Origin of the sequence: Aquabacterium sp. J223 (genome assembly GCF_024666615.1) — a bacterium.
Classification (GTDB): Bacteria; Pseudomonadota; Gammaproteobacteria; order Burkholderiales; family Burkholderiaceae_C; genus J223.
In genome coordinates this window covers 1,409,400-1,424,740 of the sequence record NZ_CP088297.1, presented here as the reverse complement: position 1 = coordinate 1,424,740, position 15,341 = coordinate 1,409,400, and the positions used below count along the sequence as shown (strand labels likewise).

Genomic DNA, 15,341 nt, shown 5'->3' with positions numbered 1-15,341 from the left:
CGCGGCGCACCGGCTTCGCGCAATCCGGCGGGTGGCCCCGGCCCTGTCCGAGGGAGCGGACGCTGGCACGGCTCCTGCAATGCATTCCAACATGTATACCAGTTGGTGCACGTTGCCATGACGCCGCTTCGGCCGCTCACGCTTGCCGACTGGCGCGCCGCCTACGCGGCCGGTGCGCGGCCGGCCTCGCTGCTGGCCGACCGCCTGGCGTCGTTGCGCCTGCACAGCCCGCGCGAGGCGTGGATCCACCTGGCCACCGACGCCGAGCTGGCCACCCAGCTGCAGGCGCTGGCCGCGCGCGCCGACGGGCTGGACGCCGCGGCCCGCGCCGCCGCGCTGCCGCTGTACGGCGTGCCCTTCGCGGTGAAGGACAACATCCACATCGAGGGCGTCGTCACCACCGCGGCCTGCCCGGCCTTCGCCGAGGTGGCGCCGCGCACCGCCGCCGCCGTGCAGAAGCTGGTCGACGCCGGTGCGGTGTGGCTGGGCAAGACCAACCTCGACCAGTTCGCCACCGGCCTGGTCGGCGCGCGCAGCCCCTACGGCCGGCCGTCCAGCACCTTCGATGCCACGCGGGTGAGCGGCGGGTCCAGCTCCGGCTCGGCGGTGGTGGTGGCGCGCGGCGACGTGCCGTTCGCGCTCGGCACCGACACCGCCGGCTCCGGCCGCGTGCCGGCCGGCTTCAACAACCTGGTCGGCGTGAAGCCGACGCCGGGCCGCGTCAGCACCGCCGGCGTGGTGCCGGCCTGCCGCAGCCTGGACTGCGTCTCCATCTTCGCGCTGACGGTGGCCGACGGTGCCGAGCTGCTGGCGCTGATGGAAGGCGACGACGCGGCCGACCCCTTCACCGGCGACGTGCCGGCCGGGCCCGCGCGCTGGCCGCAGCGGCTGACCCTCGGCGTGCCGCGCGAGGTGCTGCTCACCGGCCCGGGCTACGACGCCGCCTGGGGCCGCGCCTGCGCGCAGGCCGAGGCGCTCGGCCACCGCCTGCTGCCGCTGGACTTCACCCCGCTGTACGACGTGGCCGCCCTGCTGTACGACGGCCCCTGGGTGGCCGAGCGCCATGCGGTGGTGCAGCCGCTGCTGGACGAGCGTCCCGAGACGCTGGACCCCGCAGTGCGCGCGGTGGTGGCGCAGGCCGCCCGCTTCTCGGCCACCGACGCCTTCCGCGGCCGCTACCGCCTGCAGGCGCTGGCCCGGCAGGCCGCCACGCTGTGGCAGCAGGTCGATGCGCTGCTGGTGCCCACCGCGCCGGCCCACCCGACCCACGCCGAGGTCGACGCCGACCCGCTGGGGGCCAACGCCCAGCTCGGCCGCTGGACCAACTTCGTCAACCTGCTGGGCTGGTGCGCGCTGGCGCTGCCCGCAGGCTTCAACGAGGCCGAGTTGCCCTTCGGCATCACCGTCATCGGACCGGGTGGACACGACGCGGCGCTCGCTCGTTTCGGCAGCACCTGGCAGGCGGCGCTGGCGCTGCCGCTGGGCGCCACCGGCCGCGCCTGCGACGCCACCGTGCCGGCGCGCTGGCCGCAGGCCGCGCCGACCATGCCGATCGCCGTCGTCGGCGCCCACCTCGCCGGCCTGCCGCTGAACGGCCAGCTCATCGAACGCGGCGCCACGCTGGCCGAGGCCACCACCACCGCGCCGCACTACCGCCTCTACGCCCTGCCCGGCACCGTGCCGCCCAAGCCCGGGCTGCAGCTGGTGGCCGACGGCGGCGCCGCCGTCGCCGTCGAGGTGTGGGACATGCCGGTCGACGCGGTCGGCAGCTTCCTCGCGCTGATCCCGCCGCCGCTGGGCCTGGGCAGCCTGCAGCTGGCCGACGGCCGCTGGGTGCATGGCTTCGTCTGCGAAGCGCATGCGCTGGCCGGCGCCGAGGACATCACCCGCCATGGCGGCTGGCGCGCCTACCTGGCCGCGCGCAGCGCCGCCGCCTGACCCCACCCCGCACAACGAACGAGAGGGACCCCATGGACCGACGCGACTTCCTCCAACACAGCGCCGCCCTGTCCGGTGCCACCGGCCTGGGCACGCTCGCCACCGTCGCGCAGGCCCAGCCGGCGCGGCCGCAGGACGTGCTGGTGGTGGCCAACGAGTTCGGCCCCAACTCGCTGGACATCCACACCGTCGGTGCCAACCGGGCCAGCTACGGCGTGAGCTGGCTGGTCTACGACCGCCTGATGACCTACGGCAAGAAGAAGCTGCCCGACGGCCGCACCGTCTACGACATCAACAAGCTGGAGCCCGAACTGGCCGAGAGCTGGCAGATGGCACCGGACGGCAACTCGGTGACCTTCAAGCTGCGCAAGAACGCCAAGTTCCACGACGGCACGCCGGTGACGGCCAAGGACGTGAAGTGGAGCTTCGACCGCGCGGTCACGGTCGGCGGCTTTCCCACCTTCCAGATGGCCGCCGGCTCGCTGGAGCAGCCCGACCAGTTCGAGGTGGTCGACGACCACACCTTCCGCGTCAAGTTCCTGCGCCGCGACAAGCTGACCATGAACGACCTGGCGGTGCCGGTGCCCTGCGTCTTCAACAGCGAGCTGGTGAAGAAGAACGCCACCCCGCAGGACCCCTGGGGCCTGGCCTGGACGCGCAACAACACCGCGGGCGGCGGCGCCTACAAGCTGGAAGCCTGGCGCCCCGGCCAGGAAATCATCTACGTGCGCAACGAGGACTGGAAGAGCGGCAAGCTGCCGGCGCTGCGCCGCATCGTGCAGCGCGAGGTGCCGAACGCCGGCAACCGCCGGGCGCTGCTGGTCAAGGGCGACATCGACATGACCTACGACCTGCCGCCGAAGGACTTCGCCGAGCTGGCGAAGGACGGCGGCAACATCGCGGTCAGCTCCATGCCCATCGAGAACTCGATGATCTACCTGGGCATGAACGTCACCAAGCCGCCCTTCAACAACGAGAAGGTGCGCCAGGCGGTGGCCTACGTGCTGCCCTACGACAAGCTGTACGACACGGCGCTCTACGGCCGCGGCGCCAAGCTCTACGGCGCGCCTTCGCCGACGGTGAAGACCACCGCCTGGCCGCAGCCCACCGGCTACGCGACCAGCGTCGAGAAGGCCAAGGCGCTCATGGCCGAGGCCGGCGCCGCCGCCGGCTTCGAGACCACGCTGTCCTACGACCTGGGCGGGGCCACCATCAACGAGCCGATGGCCGTGCTGATCCAGGAGTCGCTGGCCCAGATCGGCATCAAGGTGCAGCTCAACAAGATCCCCGGGGCGACCTGGCGCGGCGCGCTGCTGAAGAAGGACATGCCGCTGATCATCAACCGCTTCGGCGGCTGGCTGAACTACCCCGAGTACTTCTTCTTCTGGTGCTACCACGGCCAGAACGCGGTGTTCAACACCATGAGCTACCAGAACCCGCGGCTGGACCGGGTGGTGGGCAACGCCCGCTTCGCCGAGAGCAAGCCCATCTACGAGGCGGCGGTGAAGGAAATGATCCAGATCGCCTGGAACGAGGTGCCGCGCGTGCCGCTGTTCCAGCCGACCATGGACGTGGCGATGCAGAAGAACGTGAAGGGCTACACCTACTGGTTCCACCTGCAGCCCGACTACCGCGACCTGTCGAAGGCCTGACGCCATGGGCCTGACGAACGACGACATCGCCGCCCTGGTCGCGGCCACCGCCCGGGCCATCGACCTGCCGATCAAGCCCGATCACCTGCCGGGCGTGAAGCAGTACGTGCGCCTGGCGGCGTCGATGGCCGAGCAGGTCAACGGCTTCCCGCTCGCGCCGCACGACGAACCGGCGACGGTGTTCACCCCCCGCGACCTCGACGCGCCGAAATGACGCCCCCACGCTCACCCGCGTTCGCTGCCCCCCGAGGGGGCGCCCAGGGCCTTCGGGCGGCCGGGCGGCACTGACATGCCAGCCTCCACCGCCCAACAGATGGTGCTCGCCCAGCGCGAGGGCCACACCACCGCCGCCGCGCTGGTCGAGGACGCGCTGGCGCGCATCGCGGCCACCGACGGCCAGGTCAACGCCTTCACCGACCTCACCGCCGAGCGCGCCCGCCGCCGCGCCGAGGCGCTGGACTCGCTGCCGCCCGACGCCGACCTGCCGCTGCGCGGCGTGCCCTTCGCGGTGAAGAACCTGTTCGACATCGCCGGCCTGACGACGCTGGCCGGCTCGAAGATCGAGCGCGGGGCGCCGCCGGCCACCGCCGACGCGGTGCTGGTGCAGCGGCTGGAGGCCGCCGGCGCGGTGCTGGTCGGGGCGCTCAACATGGACGAGTACGCCTACGGCTTCTCGACCGAGAACAGCCACGAGGGCCCGACCCGCAACCCGCACGACCTCTCGCGCGTGGCCGGCGGCTCGTCCGGCGGTTCGGCCGCCGCGGTGGCGGCCGGCCAGGTGCCGCTGACGCTGGGCTCCGACACCAACGGCAGCATCCGCGTGCCGTCGTCGCTGTGCGGCATCTTCGGCCTGAAGCCGACCTTCGGGCGCCTCACCCGCCGCGGCAGCTACCCCTTCGTCGCCAGCCTGGACCACCTCGGCCCCTTCGCCGGCAGCGTGATGGACCTGGCGCTGGCCTACGACGCGATGCAGGGCCCCGACGCGGCGGACCCCGGCTGCGCGCAGCGTCCGATGGACCCGGTGGCCCAGCGCTTGGGCCAGGGCGTCCAGGGCCTTCGCATCGGCGTGCTCGGCGGCTGGTTCCGCGACATGGCCACCGACGATGCCCGTGCGGCCGTGGACCGCGTCGCCGACGCCCTGGGCACCAAGGTGGTGGTGGAGTGGCCCGAGGTGGCGCGCGCCCGCGCCGCGGCCTTCGTCATCACCAACGCCGAGGGCGCCAACGTCCACCTCGACGACCTGCGCCGCCGGCCCGACGACTTCGACCCGCTGACACGCGACCGCTTCCTCGCCGGTGCGCTGCTGCCCGCCAACTGGGTGGTGCAGGCCCAGCGCCTGCGCCGCTGGTTCGCCGAGGAGGTGAACCGCCGCTTCGCCGACGTCGACCTGCTGCTGGCGCCGGCCACGCCCTGCGCCGCGCCCGCCATCGGCACCGAATGGCTGGAGCTGGGCGGCCAGCGCCTGCCGGCGCGCGCCAGCCTGGGCCTGCTGACGCAGCCGGTGTCGTGCATCGGCCTGCCGGTGTGCACGGTGCCGGTGTGGGGCGCGACCCGCGGCGCGGACACCCACCTGCCGATCGGCGTGCAGCTCATCGCCGCGCCCTGGCGCGAGGACCGCGTGCTGCGCGCCGCCGCGGCGCTCGAAGCCGCCGGCGTGGTGCAGGTGCGCCCGCCCGCCATCGGCTGACCTCCGCCGCCGTCCACACCCGATTGCCGTTCCCCTCCCCGCCGTCCCCCTGCCCCGTTCCCCACAGGAGCCCGCCATGACCGATCCCCGCCTCGCCCTCGCCCTCAACCGCCGCCGCGTCCTGCAGGCCGGCGCCGCCCTCGGCACCACCGCCCTGCTGCCGGCCTGGCAGGAGGCCATGGCGCAGGGCACGCCGCTGGTCGTCGGCGTCATCTACGTCGGCCCGCGCACCGACTTCGGCTACAACCAGGCGCAGGCCCAGGCCGCCGCGCTGATCAAGAAGCTGCCCGGCGTGAAGGTGGTCGAGGAAGAGAACGTGCCCGAGACGGTGGCCGTGCAGAAGACGATGGAGGCCATGATCAACCAGGACAAGGCCACCCTGATCTTCCCGACCAGCTTCGGCTACTTCGACCCGCACATGATCAAGATGGCGGAGAAGTACCCCAAGGTGCGCTTCGCCCATTGCGGCGGCCTGTGGACCGAGGGCAAGCACCCGAAGAACACCAGCAGCTACTTCGGCTACATCGACGAGTGCCAGTTCCTGTCGGGCATCGTCGCGGCGCACGTCAGCAAGAGCAAGAAGCTGGGCTTCATCGCGGCCAAGCCCATCCCGCAGGTGCTGCGCAACATCAACGCCTTCACGCTCGGCGCCAAGAGCATCGACCCGGCCTTCACGACCCGCGTGATCTTCACCGGCGACTGGTCGATGCCGGTCAAGGAGGCCGAGGCCACGACCAGCCTGATCGACCAGGGCGTGGACGTGCTGACCTGCCACGTCGACAGCCCGAAGGTGGTGGTCGAGACCGCCGAGAAGCGCGGCGTCTTCAGCTGCGGCTACCACGCCAGCCAGGCCGCGCTGGCGCCCAAGGGCTACCTCACCGGCGCCGAATGGGACTGGGCCACGCCCTACACCGCGCAGATCAAGGCGGCGCAGAGCGGCGCGCCGATGCCCAACGTGCTGCGCGGCGGCCTCAAGGACGGCTACGTGAAGATGAGCCCCTACGGCACCGCGGTGCCGGCCGCCGCCAAGACCAAGGCCGACGCGGTGAAGGCCGAGATGATGAAGGGCACCTACGTCATCTTCAAGGGCGAGCTGAAGGACAACAAGGGCGCGGTGGTGATCCCCAAGGGCAGCAACCTCGACCAGTTCAACGGCGAGCTGGAAAAAATGAACTACTTGGTTGAGGGTGTGATCGGCAGCATCAGCTGACTGCGCCCGCTCCCCTTCCGGGGTTCGTTTCGCTCCCCCCTGCCCCCCTCCGGGAGGGGGGTTCCAGCATGAAGGACAAGCTGCCTGCGGCAGCTTCAACCAGGCGCTGTCATGAACGTGCGTGAGTTGCTGTCGTCGCTGATACCGGCCGGTGCGGCACTGGTGCTGACGGTGGTCGCCTTCTCGCTGGCCGTCGGCCTGGCCGGCTTTCCGCCGGTGGAGGTGTGGTCGCTCATCCTGCAGGGCGGCTTCGGCGATGCCTTCGCCTGGCAGAACACGCTGCAGCGCGCCGCGCCGCTGCTGCTGACCGGGCTGTCGGTCGCGCTGCCGGCGCAGGCCGGCCGGACGATCATCGGCAGCGAGGGCGCGCTGGGCCTGGGCGGCCTGGCCGCCGCGGCCCTCGGCCATGCGATGCAGGCGCAGCCGGCGGTGGTGGTCTGGCCGCTGATGGCGCTGGCCGGTGCGCTGGTCGGCGGGCTGTGGATCGGCCTCGTCGGCTGGCTGCGCGAGGCGCGCGAGGTCAACGAGACCATCGCCAGCCTGCTCATGAGCTTCATCGCGATCGCGGTGTTCAACCAGATGGTGGAGACGGTGCTGCGCGACCCGGCCAGCCTGAACAAGCCCTCGACCCACCCGCTGCCGGAGGCGCTGATGCTGCCGCCGCTGCCGGGGCTGGACGTGCACTGGGGCCTGGGCCTGGGGCTGATCGCCGCGGTCGTCGCCGGTGCGGTGCTGAAGTTCACGCCGCTGGGCCTGGCCCTGCGGGTGGCCGGCGGCAACCCGACCACCGGACTGGGCGTGGGCCTGAGGGTGTCGGCGCTGACCATCGGCGCCTGCGCCGCCGGCGGGGCCTGCGCCGGCCTCGCCGGCGCGGTCGAGGTGGCCGCGGTGCACGGCGCGGCCAACGCCTCGCTGCTGGCCGGCTACGGCACCACCGGCATCCTCATCGCCTTCGCCGCCCGCTTCTCGCCCTGGGGCGTGATCCCGGTGGCGGTGCTGGTCGGCGGCATCGCCGCCAGCGGCAGCCTGCTGCAGCGCCGCCTCGGCCTGCCCGACGCGGCGGTGCTGGTGCTGCTGGGCTTCGCCTTCGTCGCCCTCATCGGCTGCGAGACGCTGCGCGGCCGCCGCTGGCCGCAGCGGCAGCGCCGAGCCGCCGCACCGCCCGCCCCCACCGTGATCGCGGAGCCCGCCCATGGCTGACGTCGCCCAAGCCACCGCCGCCACCGTCACCGGCCTCGGTCTGTGGGGGTGCCGCTGGCCATCCTCGGCGGCGCCATCCGCGTCGGCACGCCGCTGCTGTGGGTCAGCCTCGGCGAGACGGTGACCGAGAAGGCCGGCCGCATCAACCTCGGCCTGGAGGGCACGCTGCTGATGGGCGCGATGACCGCCTTCGCGGTGTCGCTGGGCACCGGCCAGCCCTGGCTCGGGGTGCTGGCCGCGGCGCTGGTGGGCACGGTGCTCGGCCTGCTGCACGGCCTGTTGTGCGGGCTGCCCCGGGTCAACGACATCGCGCTCGGCATCGCGCTCATGCTGGCCGGCTCCGGCCTGGCCTTCTGGCTCGGCAAGCCGCTGATCCAGCCGAGCGCACCGCCGCTGCCCGCGGTGCCGATCGGCACCGCGCTGACCGACCAGCCCGCGCTGCGCGCCGCGCTGGACATCAACCCGCTGTTCGTGCTCGGCCTGGTCGGCGCGCTGGCGGTGCACCTGGTGCTGCAGCGAAGCCGCATCGGGCTGAAGCTGCGCGTGGTCGGCGACAGCGACCCCGCGGCGCGTGCCTTCGGCCTGGCGGTGGGCCGCTACCGCATGGGCGCCACCGCCTTCGGCGGCGCCTGCGCCGGCGTCGGCGGCGCGTCGCTGTCGCTGTTCTACCCCGGCGCCTGGAGCGAGGCGCTGTCCAGCGGCCAGGGCGTGATGGCGGTGGCGCTGGTCATCTTCGCGCGCTGGGACCCGCGGCGCTGCATCTGGGCGGCGCTGCTGTTCGGCGGTGCATCGGCCATCAGCCCGGCGCTGCAGGCGCTGGGCTACAGCCAGGGCTACTACCTGCTGGCCGCGCTGCCCTACGTGGTGACGCTGGCCATCCTGATCGGCATCGGCCGGCCGAGCGCCGAGGCCGGCGCGCCGGGCGAGCTGTCTCTCAACCGTTGAGGTCCGTCATGAGCTTGAACAAGGTCGACGCGAAGCCCTACGCCTGGCCCTACGACGACTGGACGCCGGCCGACACCGCGCTGGTCATCATCGACATGCAGACCGACTTCTGCGGCATCGGCGGCTACGTCGACAAGATGGGCTACGACCTGTCGCTCACCCGCGCGCCGATCGGCCCCATCCAGTCGCTGCTGGACGCGGCGCGCCGCGTCGGCCTGCACGTCATCCACACCCGCGAAGGCCACCGGCCCGACCTGGCCGACCTGCCCGCCAACAAGCGCTGGCGCTCGCGGCAGATCGGCGCCGGCATCGGCGACGAGGGGCCCTGCGGCCGCATCCTCGTCCGCGGCGAGCCGGGCTGGAACATCATCGACGAACTGGCCCCGCTGCCCGGCGAGGCCATCATCGACAAGCCGGGCAAGGGCTCGTTCTACGCCACCGACCTCGAGCTGCTGCTGCACACGCGCGGCATCCGGCACCTCATCCTCACCGGCATCACCACCGACGTGTGCGTGCACACGACCATGCGCGAGGCCAACGACCGCGGCCTCGAATGCGTGATCGTCAGCGACGGCACCGGCGCCACCGACCGCGGCAACCACGAGGCGGCGCTGAAGATGGTGACCATGCAGGGCGGCGTCTTCGGCGCCGTCGCCTCTTCCGCTGCCCTGCTGGCAGCGCTGGCCTGAACCATCCCAAGGAGTATCGAGATGACCACAGGACTGGGCGGACTCAACAAGTCCAAGCACGGTGTCGGCATCGGCCTGGTGCAGCTGCAGCTGCCGGTGGTCGAGACGCCGGCGCAACTGAAGGCGCAGGCGGCGCGCATCGTCGAGCTGGTCGGCAAGGCGCGGCGCAACCAGCCGGGCATGGACCTGGTCGTGTTCCCCGAATACGCGCTGCACGGCCTGTCGATGAGCACCGACCCGGCGCTCATGTGCACGCTCGACGGGCCGGAGGTGGCGGCGTTCAAGGCCGCCTGCGTCGAGCACCGCATCTGGGGCTGCTTCTCCATCATGGAGGCCAACCCGCACGGCAACCCGTACAACAGCGGCCTGATCATCGACGACCAGGGCGCGATCCAGCTGTACTACCGCAAGCTGCACCCCTGGGTTCCGGTGGAGCCCTGGGAGCCGGGCAACCTGGGCGTGCCGGTGTGCAAGGGCCCCAACGGCAGCACGCTGGCGCTGATCATCTGCCACGACGGCATGTTCCCCGAGATGGCCCGCGAGGCGGCCTACAAGGGCGCCGAGGTCATCCTGCGCACGGCGGGCTACACCGCGCCCATCCGCCACGCCTGGAAGATCACCAACCAGGCCAACGCCTTCCAGAACCTGGCGGTGACCGCCAGCGTGTGCCTGTGCGGCAGCGACGGCAGCTTCGACTCGATGGGCGAGGGCATGGTCTGCCAGTTCGACGGCACGGTGCTGGTCGAAGGCGGCGGGCGGCCGGACGAGATCATCACCTGCGAGGTGCGGCCCGACCTCGTGCGCGAGGCGCGCGCCGGCTGGGGCGTGGAGAACAACCCGTACCAGCTCTACCACCGCGGCTACGTGGCGGTGAAGGGCGGGGCGCAGGACTGCCCCTACACCTTCATGCAGGACATGGTGGCGGGGCGGTACGCGCTGCCCTGGTCGGTGGAGGTGACCGATGGCACCTCTTGCGGGTTCGATGCGCCGTCCCGGTCGTACCGGGGGCCGAGGTGAATCCGGTGGTGCCGCAGGCGTCGTTGCCGTGGGTGTTGCCGCGGTTGGGCAAGGCGGCTTGAGGTGATGGCCTCGCGGGCTCTGCTTTGCGGTGCAGCCCGTGGGCCTGCGCGGCCCACACCCGCGGTTCTTTCTTTTGGTGGCCCAAAAGAAAGCAACCAAAGAAAAGGGCCTCAACACAACATCCGATTTCGCTCCCTCACGGCCACCGGGGTCCGCTTGTCGCGGCGTCGCTGCGCTCGCCTACAGCAGCCAGTGGGCGCAGGAGGTGCCTTCGGGCTTGCAAGCGAGCGAAGCGAAGCGGCGCGGGACTCGACACGAGCGCTGCCGGAAGCTGCCGTTGGTGGAACGTCCACCTCACTCACTGACTGCGGCAGGGCCTGGTGGCAGGCAGGAACTGGAGCGATAAGCGGGCCCCGTCATCCAGTTCGAGAGCGCGATCGGATGTTGAGCGCCCTTTTCTTTGGTGACTTTCTTTTGGGCAAGACCAAAAGAAAGTTACCGCGGGCGTGGGCCGCGCAGGCCCACGGGCTCTAACCACAAAGACCCACACATGAGCCAGCTCATCCCTCCCCCAAGAAGCCAGAAGGCGCCGCCAGCGTCGCCATGCTCCGCATGAGCAAGCGCTTCGGCGCCTTCCAGGCGCTGACCGACGTCAGCATGACCGTCGAGAAGGGCAGCTTCCACGCCCTGCTCGGCGAGAACGGCGCCGGCAAGAGCACGCTGGTCAAGGCGCTGATCGGTTTCCAGCCCGCCGACGAGGGCGCGGTCACGGTCGATGGCCGCGAGCACGACATCAGGAGCCCGCGCGACGCGGCGCGGCTGGGCCTGGGCATGATCTTCCAGCACTTCACGCTGGCGCCCGGCATGACGGTGGCCGAGAACCTGGCGCTGGCCAGCGACACCCTGCCGGGCTGGATCGACTGGAAGGCCGAGCGGCGCAAGCTCGACGCCTTCATGGCCACCGCGCCCTTCCCCCTGCCGCTGGACCGGCGTTGCGCCGAGCTGTCGGCCGGCGAGAAGCAGAAGCTGGAGATCCTGAAGCAGCTCTACACCCAGCGCCGCTTCCTGGTGCTGGACGAGCCGACCTCGGTGCTGACGCCACAGGAGGCCGACGAGGTGCTGGGCCGCATGAAGGCGATGACGCAGTCGGGCGCGCTGTCGGTGCTCATCATCACGCACAAGTTCCGCGAGGTCTTCGGCTACTGCGACGCGGTGACGGTGCTGCGCCGCGGCCACCTGGCCGGCGAGGCCCGGGTGGCCGACATCGACCGCGACACCCTGGCCGGCTGGATGATGGGCGCCGACGCCGCCACCGCGGGCAGCGCCGTCGCCCTGCCCACCGGCCTGCCGGCGGCGCTGCAGGCCGAGCTCGATCCCACGGCCGCGCCGCCGGCCGCGGGCCGGCCGACGGCCGCCGCCGGCCAGGCGCCACGGCTGGCGCTGCAGGGCGTGTCGGTGGCCGATCCCGCATCCGGGCGCCTGGTGGTCGACGGCGTCAGCCTCGACGTGGCGCCGGGCGAGATCGTCGGCATCGCCGGCGTGTCGGGCAACGGCCAGCGCGAGCTGATGGCCGCGCTCACCGGCGTGCTGCCGCTGGCCGCCGGCCGGCTGCAGGTCGACGGCCAGCCCTACGCACCGACGCGCAAGGCCGCGCGGCAGGCCCGGGTGGCCAGCCTACCCGAAGAGCCGCTGCACAACGCCTGCGTCGGCCGGCTGTCGGTGGAAGAGAACCTGGCGCTGCGCAACTTCGACGTGGCGCCGCTCAAGGCGGCGGGGCTCTACCTCTCGCGCTCGGCCATGCGCGCGCAGGCGCTGCAGGGCATCGCCCACTTCAAGGTCAAGACCACCGGGCCGCAGGCGCCCATCGCCTCGCTGTCCGGCGGCAACGTGCAGCGCGCCGTGCTGGCGCGCGAGCTGTCGTCCAACCCGCGGCTGCTGCTGGTCGCCAATCCGTGCTTCGGTCTCGACTTCCAGGCCGCCGCCGAGATCCACGCCCGCCTGCGCGCCGCGCGGGCCGCCGGCTGCGGCGTGCTGCTGATCAGCGAGGACCTGGACGAACTCATCGCCCTGGCCGACCGGCTGCTGGTGATGTCGCACGGCCACATCGCGCTCGAGGTGCCGGTCGCCGACCGGGCGGCGGTGGACATCGCCGCGCTCGGCCGCGCGATGGCGGGCGAGACCTCGGCCGGCTCATCGCACGAGCCCCTGGCCCGCGCGGCCTAGCACGACCCCTGGAGGAGCCCACGCCATGCCCGACACCCTGCTCAGCGTCGACGCCCGCCCGGGCCCCTTCGCCTTCCGCCGCGGCCGCACCGCGCTGGTGGTGATCGACATGCAGCGCGACTTCCTGGAACCCGGCGGCTTCGGCGCGCTGCTGGGCAACGACGTGTCGCAGCTCGACGGCGTGGCCGCCCGCTGCGCCGAACTGCTGGGCTGGGCCCGGTCGCTCGGCCTGAAGATCGTGCACACGCAGGAGGCCCACCTGGCCGACCTGTCCGACTGCCCGCCGGCCAAGCGCGCCCGTGGCGGGCTGGCCTGCGGCATCGGCGATCCGGGGCCGCTGGGCCGGGTGCTAGTGGCCGGCGAGGCCGGCTCCGACTTCGTCGCCGAATGCCAGCCGCTGCCCGGCGAGACGGTGCTGCGCAAGCCGGGCAAGGGCGCCTTCTGGGCCACGCCGCTGGAAAGCGAACTGCGCTGGGCCGGCATCACCCACCTGCTGTTCGCCGGCGTGACCACCGAGGTCTGCGTGCAGACCTCGATGCGCGAGGCCAACGACCGCGGCTTCGACAGCCTGATCGTCACCGACTGCTGCGGCAGCTACTTCCCGCAGTTCCACGCCACCACGATCGAGATGGTGGTGGCGCAGGGCGGCATCGTCGGCTGGGCGGCACCGCTGTCCGCCCTGCAGGCGGCGACGCGCGCCGCGGCCCCGCTCGCCGCCTGAGGTCCCGCCATGCTCAAGCTCATCGGCAAGCGCCTGCTCGGCGCGCTGCCCAACCTGGTGGGGGTGGTGGTCATCACCTTCCTGCTCACCCGCGCGCTGCCGGGCGACCCGGCGGCCTTCTTCGCCGGTGGCGCCGCCACGCCGGAGGCCATCGAACAGGTGCGCAAGAGCCTGGGCCTGGACCGGCCGCTGCCCGAGCAGTTCCTGCGCTACCTGGGCGAGCTGGCGCGCGGCGACCTCGGCCAGTCGCTGACCACCGGCCAGCCGGTGCTGGCCGAACTGCTGGCGCGGCTGCCGGCGTCGCTGGAGCTGGTGCTGCTGGCGCTGGTGCTGGCCTGCACCATCGCGCTGCCGCTGGGCGTGGCCGCCGCCGTCAGGCCGGGCAGCTGGATCGACCAGCTCTGCCGGGTGCTGACCACGGCCGGCGTGTCGCTGCCCATCTTCTTCACCGGGCTGCTGCTGTCGTACGTCTTCTACTTCCTGCTCGGCTGGGCGCCGTCGCCGCTGGGCCGGCTGGACCCGCTGTACTCGCCGCCGGCGCCGGTCACCGGCTTCTACCTCGTCGATGCCGCGCTGGCCGGCGACCCGGCGCTGTGGTGGGCGTGCTTCACCCAGCTGCTGCTGCCGGTCATCACGATGGCGCTGTTCGTGCTGGCGCCGATCGCCCGCATGACACGCGGCTCCATGCTGGCGGTGCTGTCGTCCGACTTCGTGCGCACCGCGCGCGCCAGCGGGCTGGGGCCGGTGACGGTCCTGGTGCGCTACGCGCTGCGCAACGCGCTGCTGCCGGTGGTCACCACGCTCGGCATGGTGTTCGGCTTCATGCTGGGCTCCAGCGTGGTGGTCGAGAAGGTGTTCGGCTGGCCGGGCGTGGGCAGCTACGCCATCGACGCGCTGACCGCCAGCGACTACGCGCCCATCCAGGGCTTCGTGCTCACCATGGGGGTGCTGTTCGTGCTGCTCAACCTGCTGGTCGACCTGCTGTACACGCTGATCGACCCGCGCGTGACCGTGGAGGGCTGAGGCCATGTCGTCCGTGCCGATCACCACCGCGGTCGAGGTGCCGCCGCCGACATCCGCCTGGCGCCACGTGCGCCACGTGCTGGGCGAGAACCCGGTGACGCTGCTGGCCACCGGCCTGCTGCTGCTGTTCGTGCTGGCCGGCGTGCTGGGGCCGACGCTGGCACCCTACGACCCGCTGGCCAGCGACGCCGCCGCCGCGCTGCAGGCGCCGTCGGCGGCGCACTGGTTCGGCACCGACGCGCTGGGCCGCGACATCTTCTCGCGGGTGCTGGTGGCCACCCGGCTGGACCTGCTGCTGGCCCTGGGCGCGGTGGTGCTGAGCTGCGGCATCGGCCTGTCGCTGGGCCTGGCGGCGGGCTTCTTCGGCGGCACCTGGGACCGGGTGGTCAGCCGGCTCGCCGACACCATCATGGCCTTCCCGCTGTTCGTGCTGGCCATGGGCATCGTGGCGGCCATGGGCAACACGGTGGGCAACATCGTGCTGGCCACGGCGGTCATCAACCTGCCCTTCTACATCCGGGTGGCGCGGGCCGAGGCCAACGTGCGCCGCAACGCCGGCTTCATCGAGGCCGCCCGCCTGGCCGGCAACAGCGAGACCCGGCTGCTGTGGGTGCACGTGTTCCCCAACATCCTGCCGCCGGCGGCGGTGCAGGTCAGCCTGAACATGGGCTGGGCCATCCTCAACGCCGCGGGCCTGAGCTTCATCGGCCTGGGCGTGCGCCCGCCCACGCCCGAGTGGGGCATCCTCGTCGCCGAGGGCGCGCAGTACATCGTCAGCGGCGAATGGTGGGTGGCCCTCTTCCCCGGCCTGGTGCTGATGCTGGCGGTGTTCACCTTCAACCTGCTGGGCGACGCGCTGCGCGACCTGCTCGACCCGAGGCGGAGGACATGAGGATGCTGCCACGCTCATGTCGTGCTGGGACCGAGCGTCGCGGCAGGCGGCACCCGGCGGCGGCTCCGGCGGGGACGGTCGCCGCTTCGCGCCGACTTCGCTGTGCTGCTCGGTTGGCCGTCGCGCCGCGAAACTCGCTCC

At 72.4% G+C, this 15,341-nt stretch carries 13 protein-coding genes; all 13 read left to right on the top strand.

The features are described 5' to 3' along the window. The first annotated feature begins 117 nt into the window (after nucleotides 1-117). The 13 genes from atzF to LRS07_RS06825 all read left to right on the top strand — a co-directional run bounded on the left by atzF (nucleotide 118) and on the right by LRS07_RS06825 (nucleotide 15,200). Nucleotides 118-1,938, top strand: a complete 1,821-nt coding sequence (gene atzF / locus LRS07_RS06885; protein WP_260501214.1) for an allophanate hydrolase — start codon at nucleotides 118-120, stop codon at nucleotides 1,936-1,938. Between the two features lie 32 nt (nucleotides 1,939-1,970). Continuing rightward, complete coding sequence (locus tag LRS07_RS06880; protein ID WP_260501213.1) at nucleotides 1,971-3,590, top strand: ABC transporter substrate-binding protein; 1,620 nt, start codon at nucleotides 1,971-1,973, stop codon at nucleotides 3,588-3,590. A gap of 4 nt (nucleotides 3,591-3,594) precedes the next feature. Further along, nucleotides 3,595-3,804, top strand: coding sequence for a DUF4089 domain-containing protein (locus LRS07_RS06875; protein WP_260501212.1), 210 nt, complete (start codon nucleotides 3,595-3,597; stop codon nucleotides 3,802-3,804). Nucleotides 3,805-3,879: 75 nt separating this feature from the next. Next, nucleotides 3,880-5,277, top strand: a complete 1,398-nt coding sequence (locus tag LRS07_RS06870) for an AtzE family amidohydrolase (protein ID WP_260501211.1) — start codon at nucleotides 3,880-3,882, stop codon at nucleotides 5,275-5,277. Between the two features lie 76 nt (nucleotides 5,278-5,353). Continuing rightward, on the top strand, nucleotides 5,354-6,487 hold the full coding sequence (locus LRS07_RS06865; RefSeq protein ID WP_260501210.1) for a BMP family ABC transporter substrate-binding protein: 1,134 nt from the start codon (nucleotides 5,354-5,356) through the stop codon (nucleotides 6,485-6,487). A 111-nt stretch (nucleotides 6,488-6,598) separates the two neighbouring features. Continuing rightward, nucleotides 6,599-7,687 (top strand): ABC transporter permease, encoded by a 1,089-nt coding sequence (locus tag LRS07_RS06860; RefSeq protein ID WP_260501209.1) that lies wholly within the window; start codon nucleotides 6,599-6,601, stop codon nucleotides 7,685-7,687. Nucleotides 7,688-7,729: 42 nt separating this feature from the next. Then, nucleotides 7,730-8,632: an ABC transporter permease gene (locus tag LRS07_RS06855; protein WP_260501208.1), complete on the top strand. Its 903-nt coding sequence runs from the start codon at nucleotides 7,730-7,732 to the stop codon at nucleotides 8,630-8,632. A gap of 8 nt (nucleotides 8,633-8,640) precedes the next feature. After that, on the top strand, nucleotides 8,641-9,321 hold the full coding sequence (biuH, locus tag LRS07_RS06850) for a biuret amidohydrolase (protein WP_260501207.1): 681 nt from the start codon (nucleotides 8,641-8,643) through the stop codon (nucleotides 9,319-9,321). Between the two features lie 21 nt (nucleotides 9,322-9,342). Continuing rightward, nucleotides 9,343-10,338, top strand: a complete 996-nt coding sequence (locus LRS07_RS06845) for a formamidase (protein ID WP_260501206.1) — start codon at nucleotides 9,343-9,345, stop codon at nucleotides 10,336-10,338. 615 nt (nucleotides 10,339-10,953) lie between these two features. Beyond that, nucleotides 10,954-12,564, top strand: coding sequence for an ABC transporter ATP-binding protein (locus tag LRS07_RS06840; protein WP_260501205.1), 1,611 nt, complete (start codon nucleotides 10,954-10,956; stop codon nucleotides 12,562-12,564). Between the two features lie 25 nt (nucleotides 12,565-12,589). Beyond that, nucleotides 12,590-13,285: a cysteine hydrolase family protein gene (locus tag LRS07_RS06835; protein WP_260501204.1), complete on the top strand. Its 696-nt coding sequence runs from the start codon at nucleotides 12,590-12,592 to the stop codon at nucleotides 13,283-13,285. 9 nt (nucleotides 13,286-13,294) lie between these two features. Then, nucleotides 13,295-14,308 carry an ABC transporter permease gene (locus LRS07_RS06830; protein ID WP_260501203.1) on the top strand — a complete coding sequence of 338 codons (1,014 nt, stop codon included), beginning with the start codon at nucleotides 13,295-13,297 and terminating at the stop codon, nucleotides 14,306-14,308. Nucleotides 14,309-14,312: 4 nt separating this feature from the next. Then, on the top strand, nucleotides 14,313-15,200 hold the full coding sequence (locus LRS07_RS06825; RefSeq protein WP_260501202.1) for an ABC transporter permease: 888 nt from the start codon (nucleotides 14,313-14,315) through the stop codon (nucleotides 15,198-15,200). The last annotated feature ends 141 nt before the right edge of the window (nucleotides 15,201-15,341 follow it).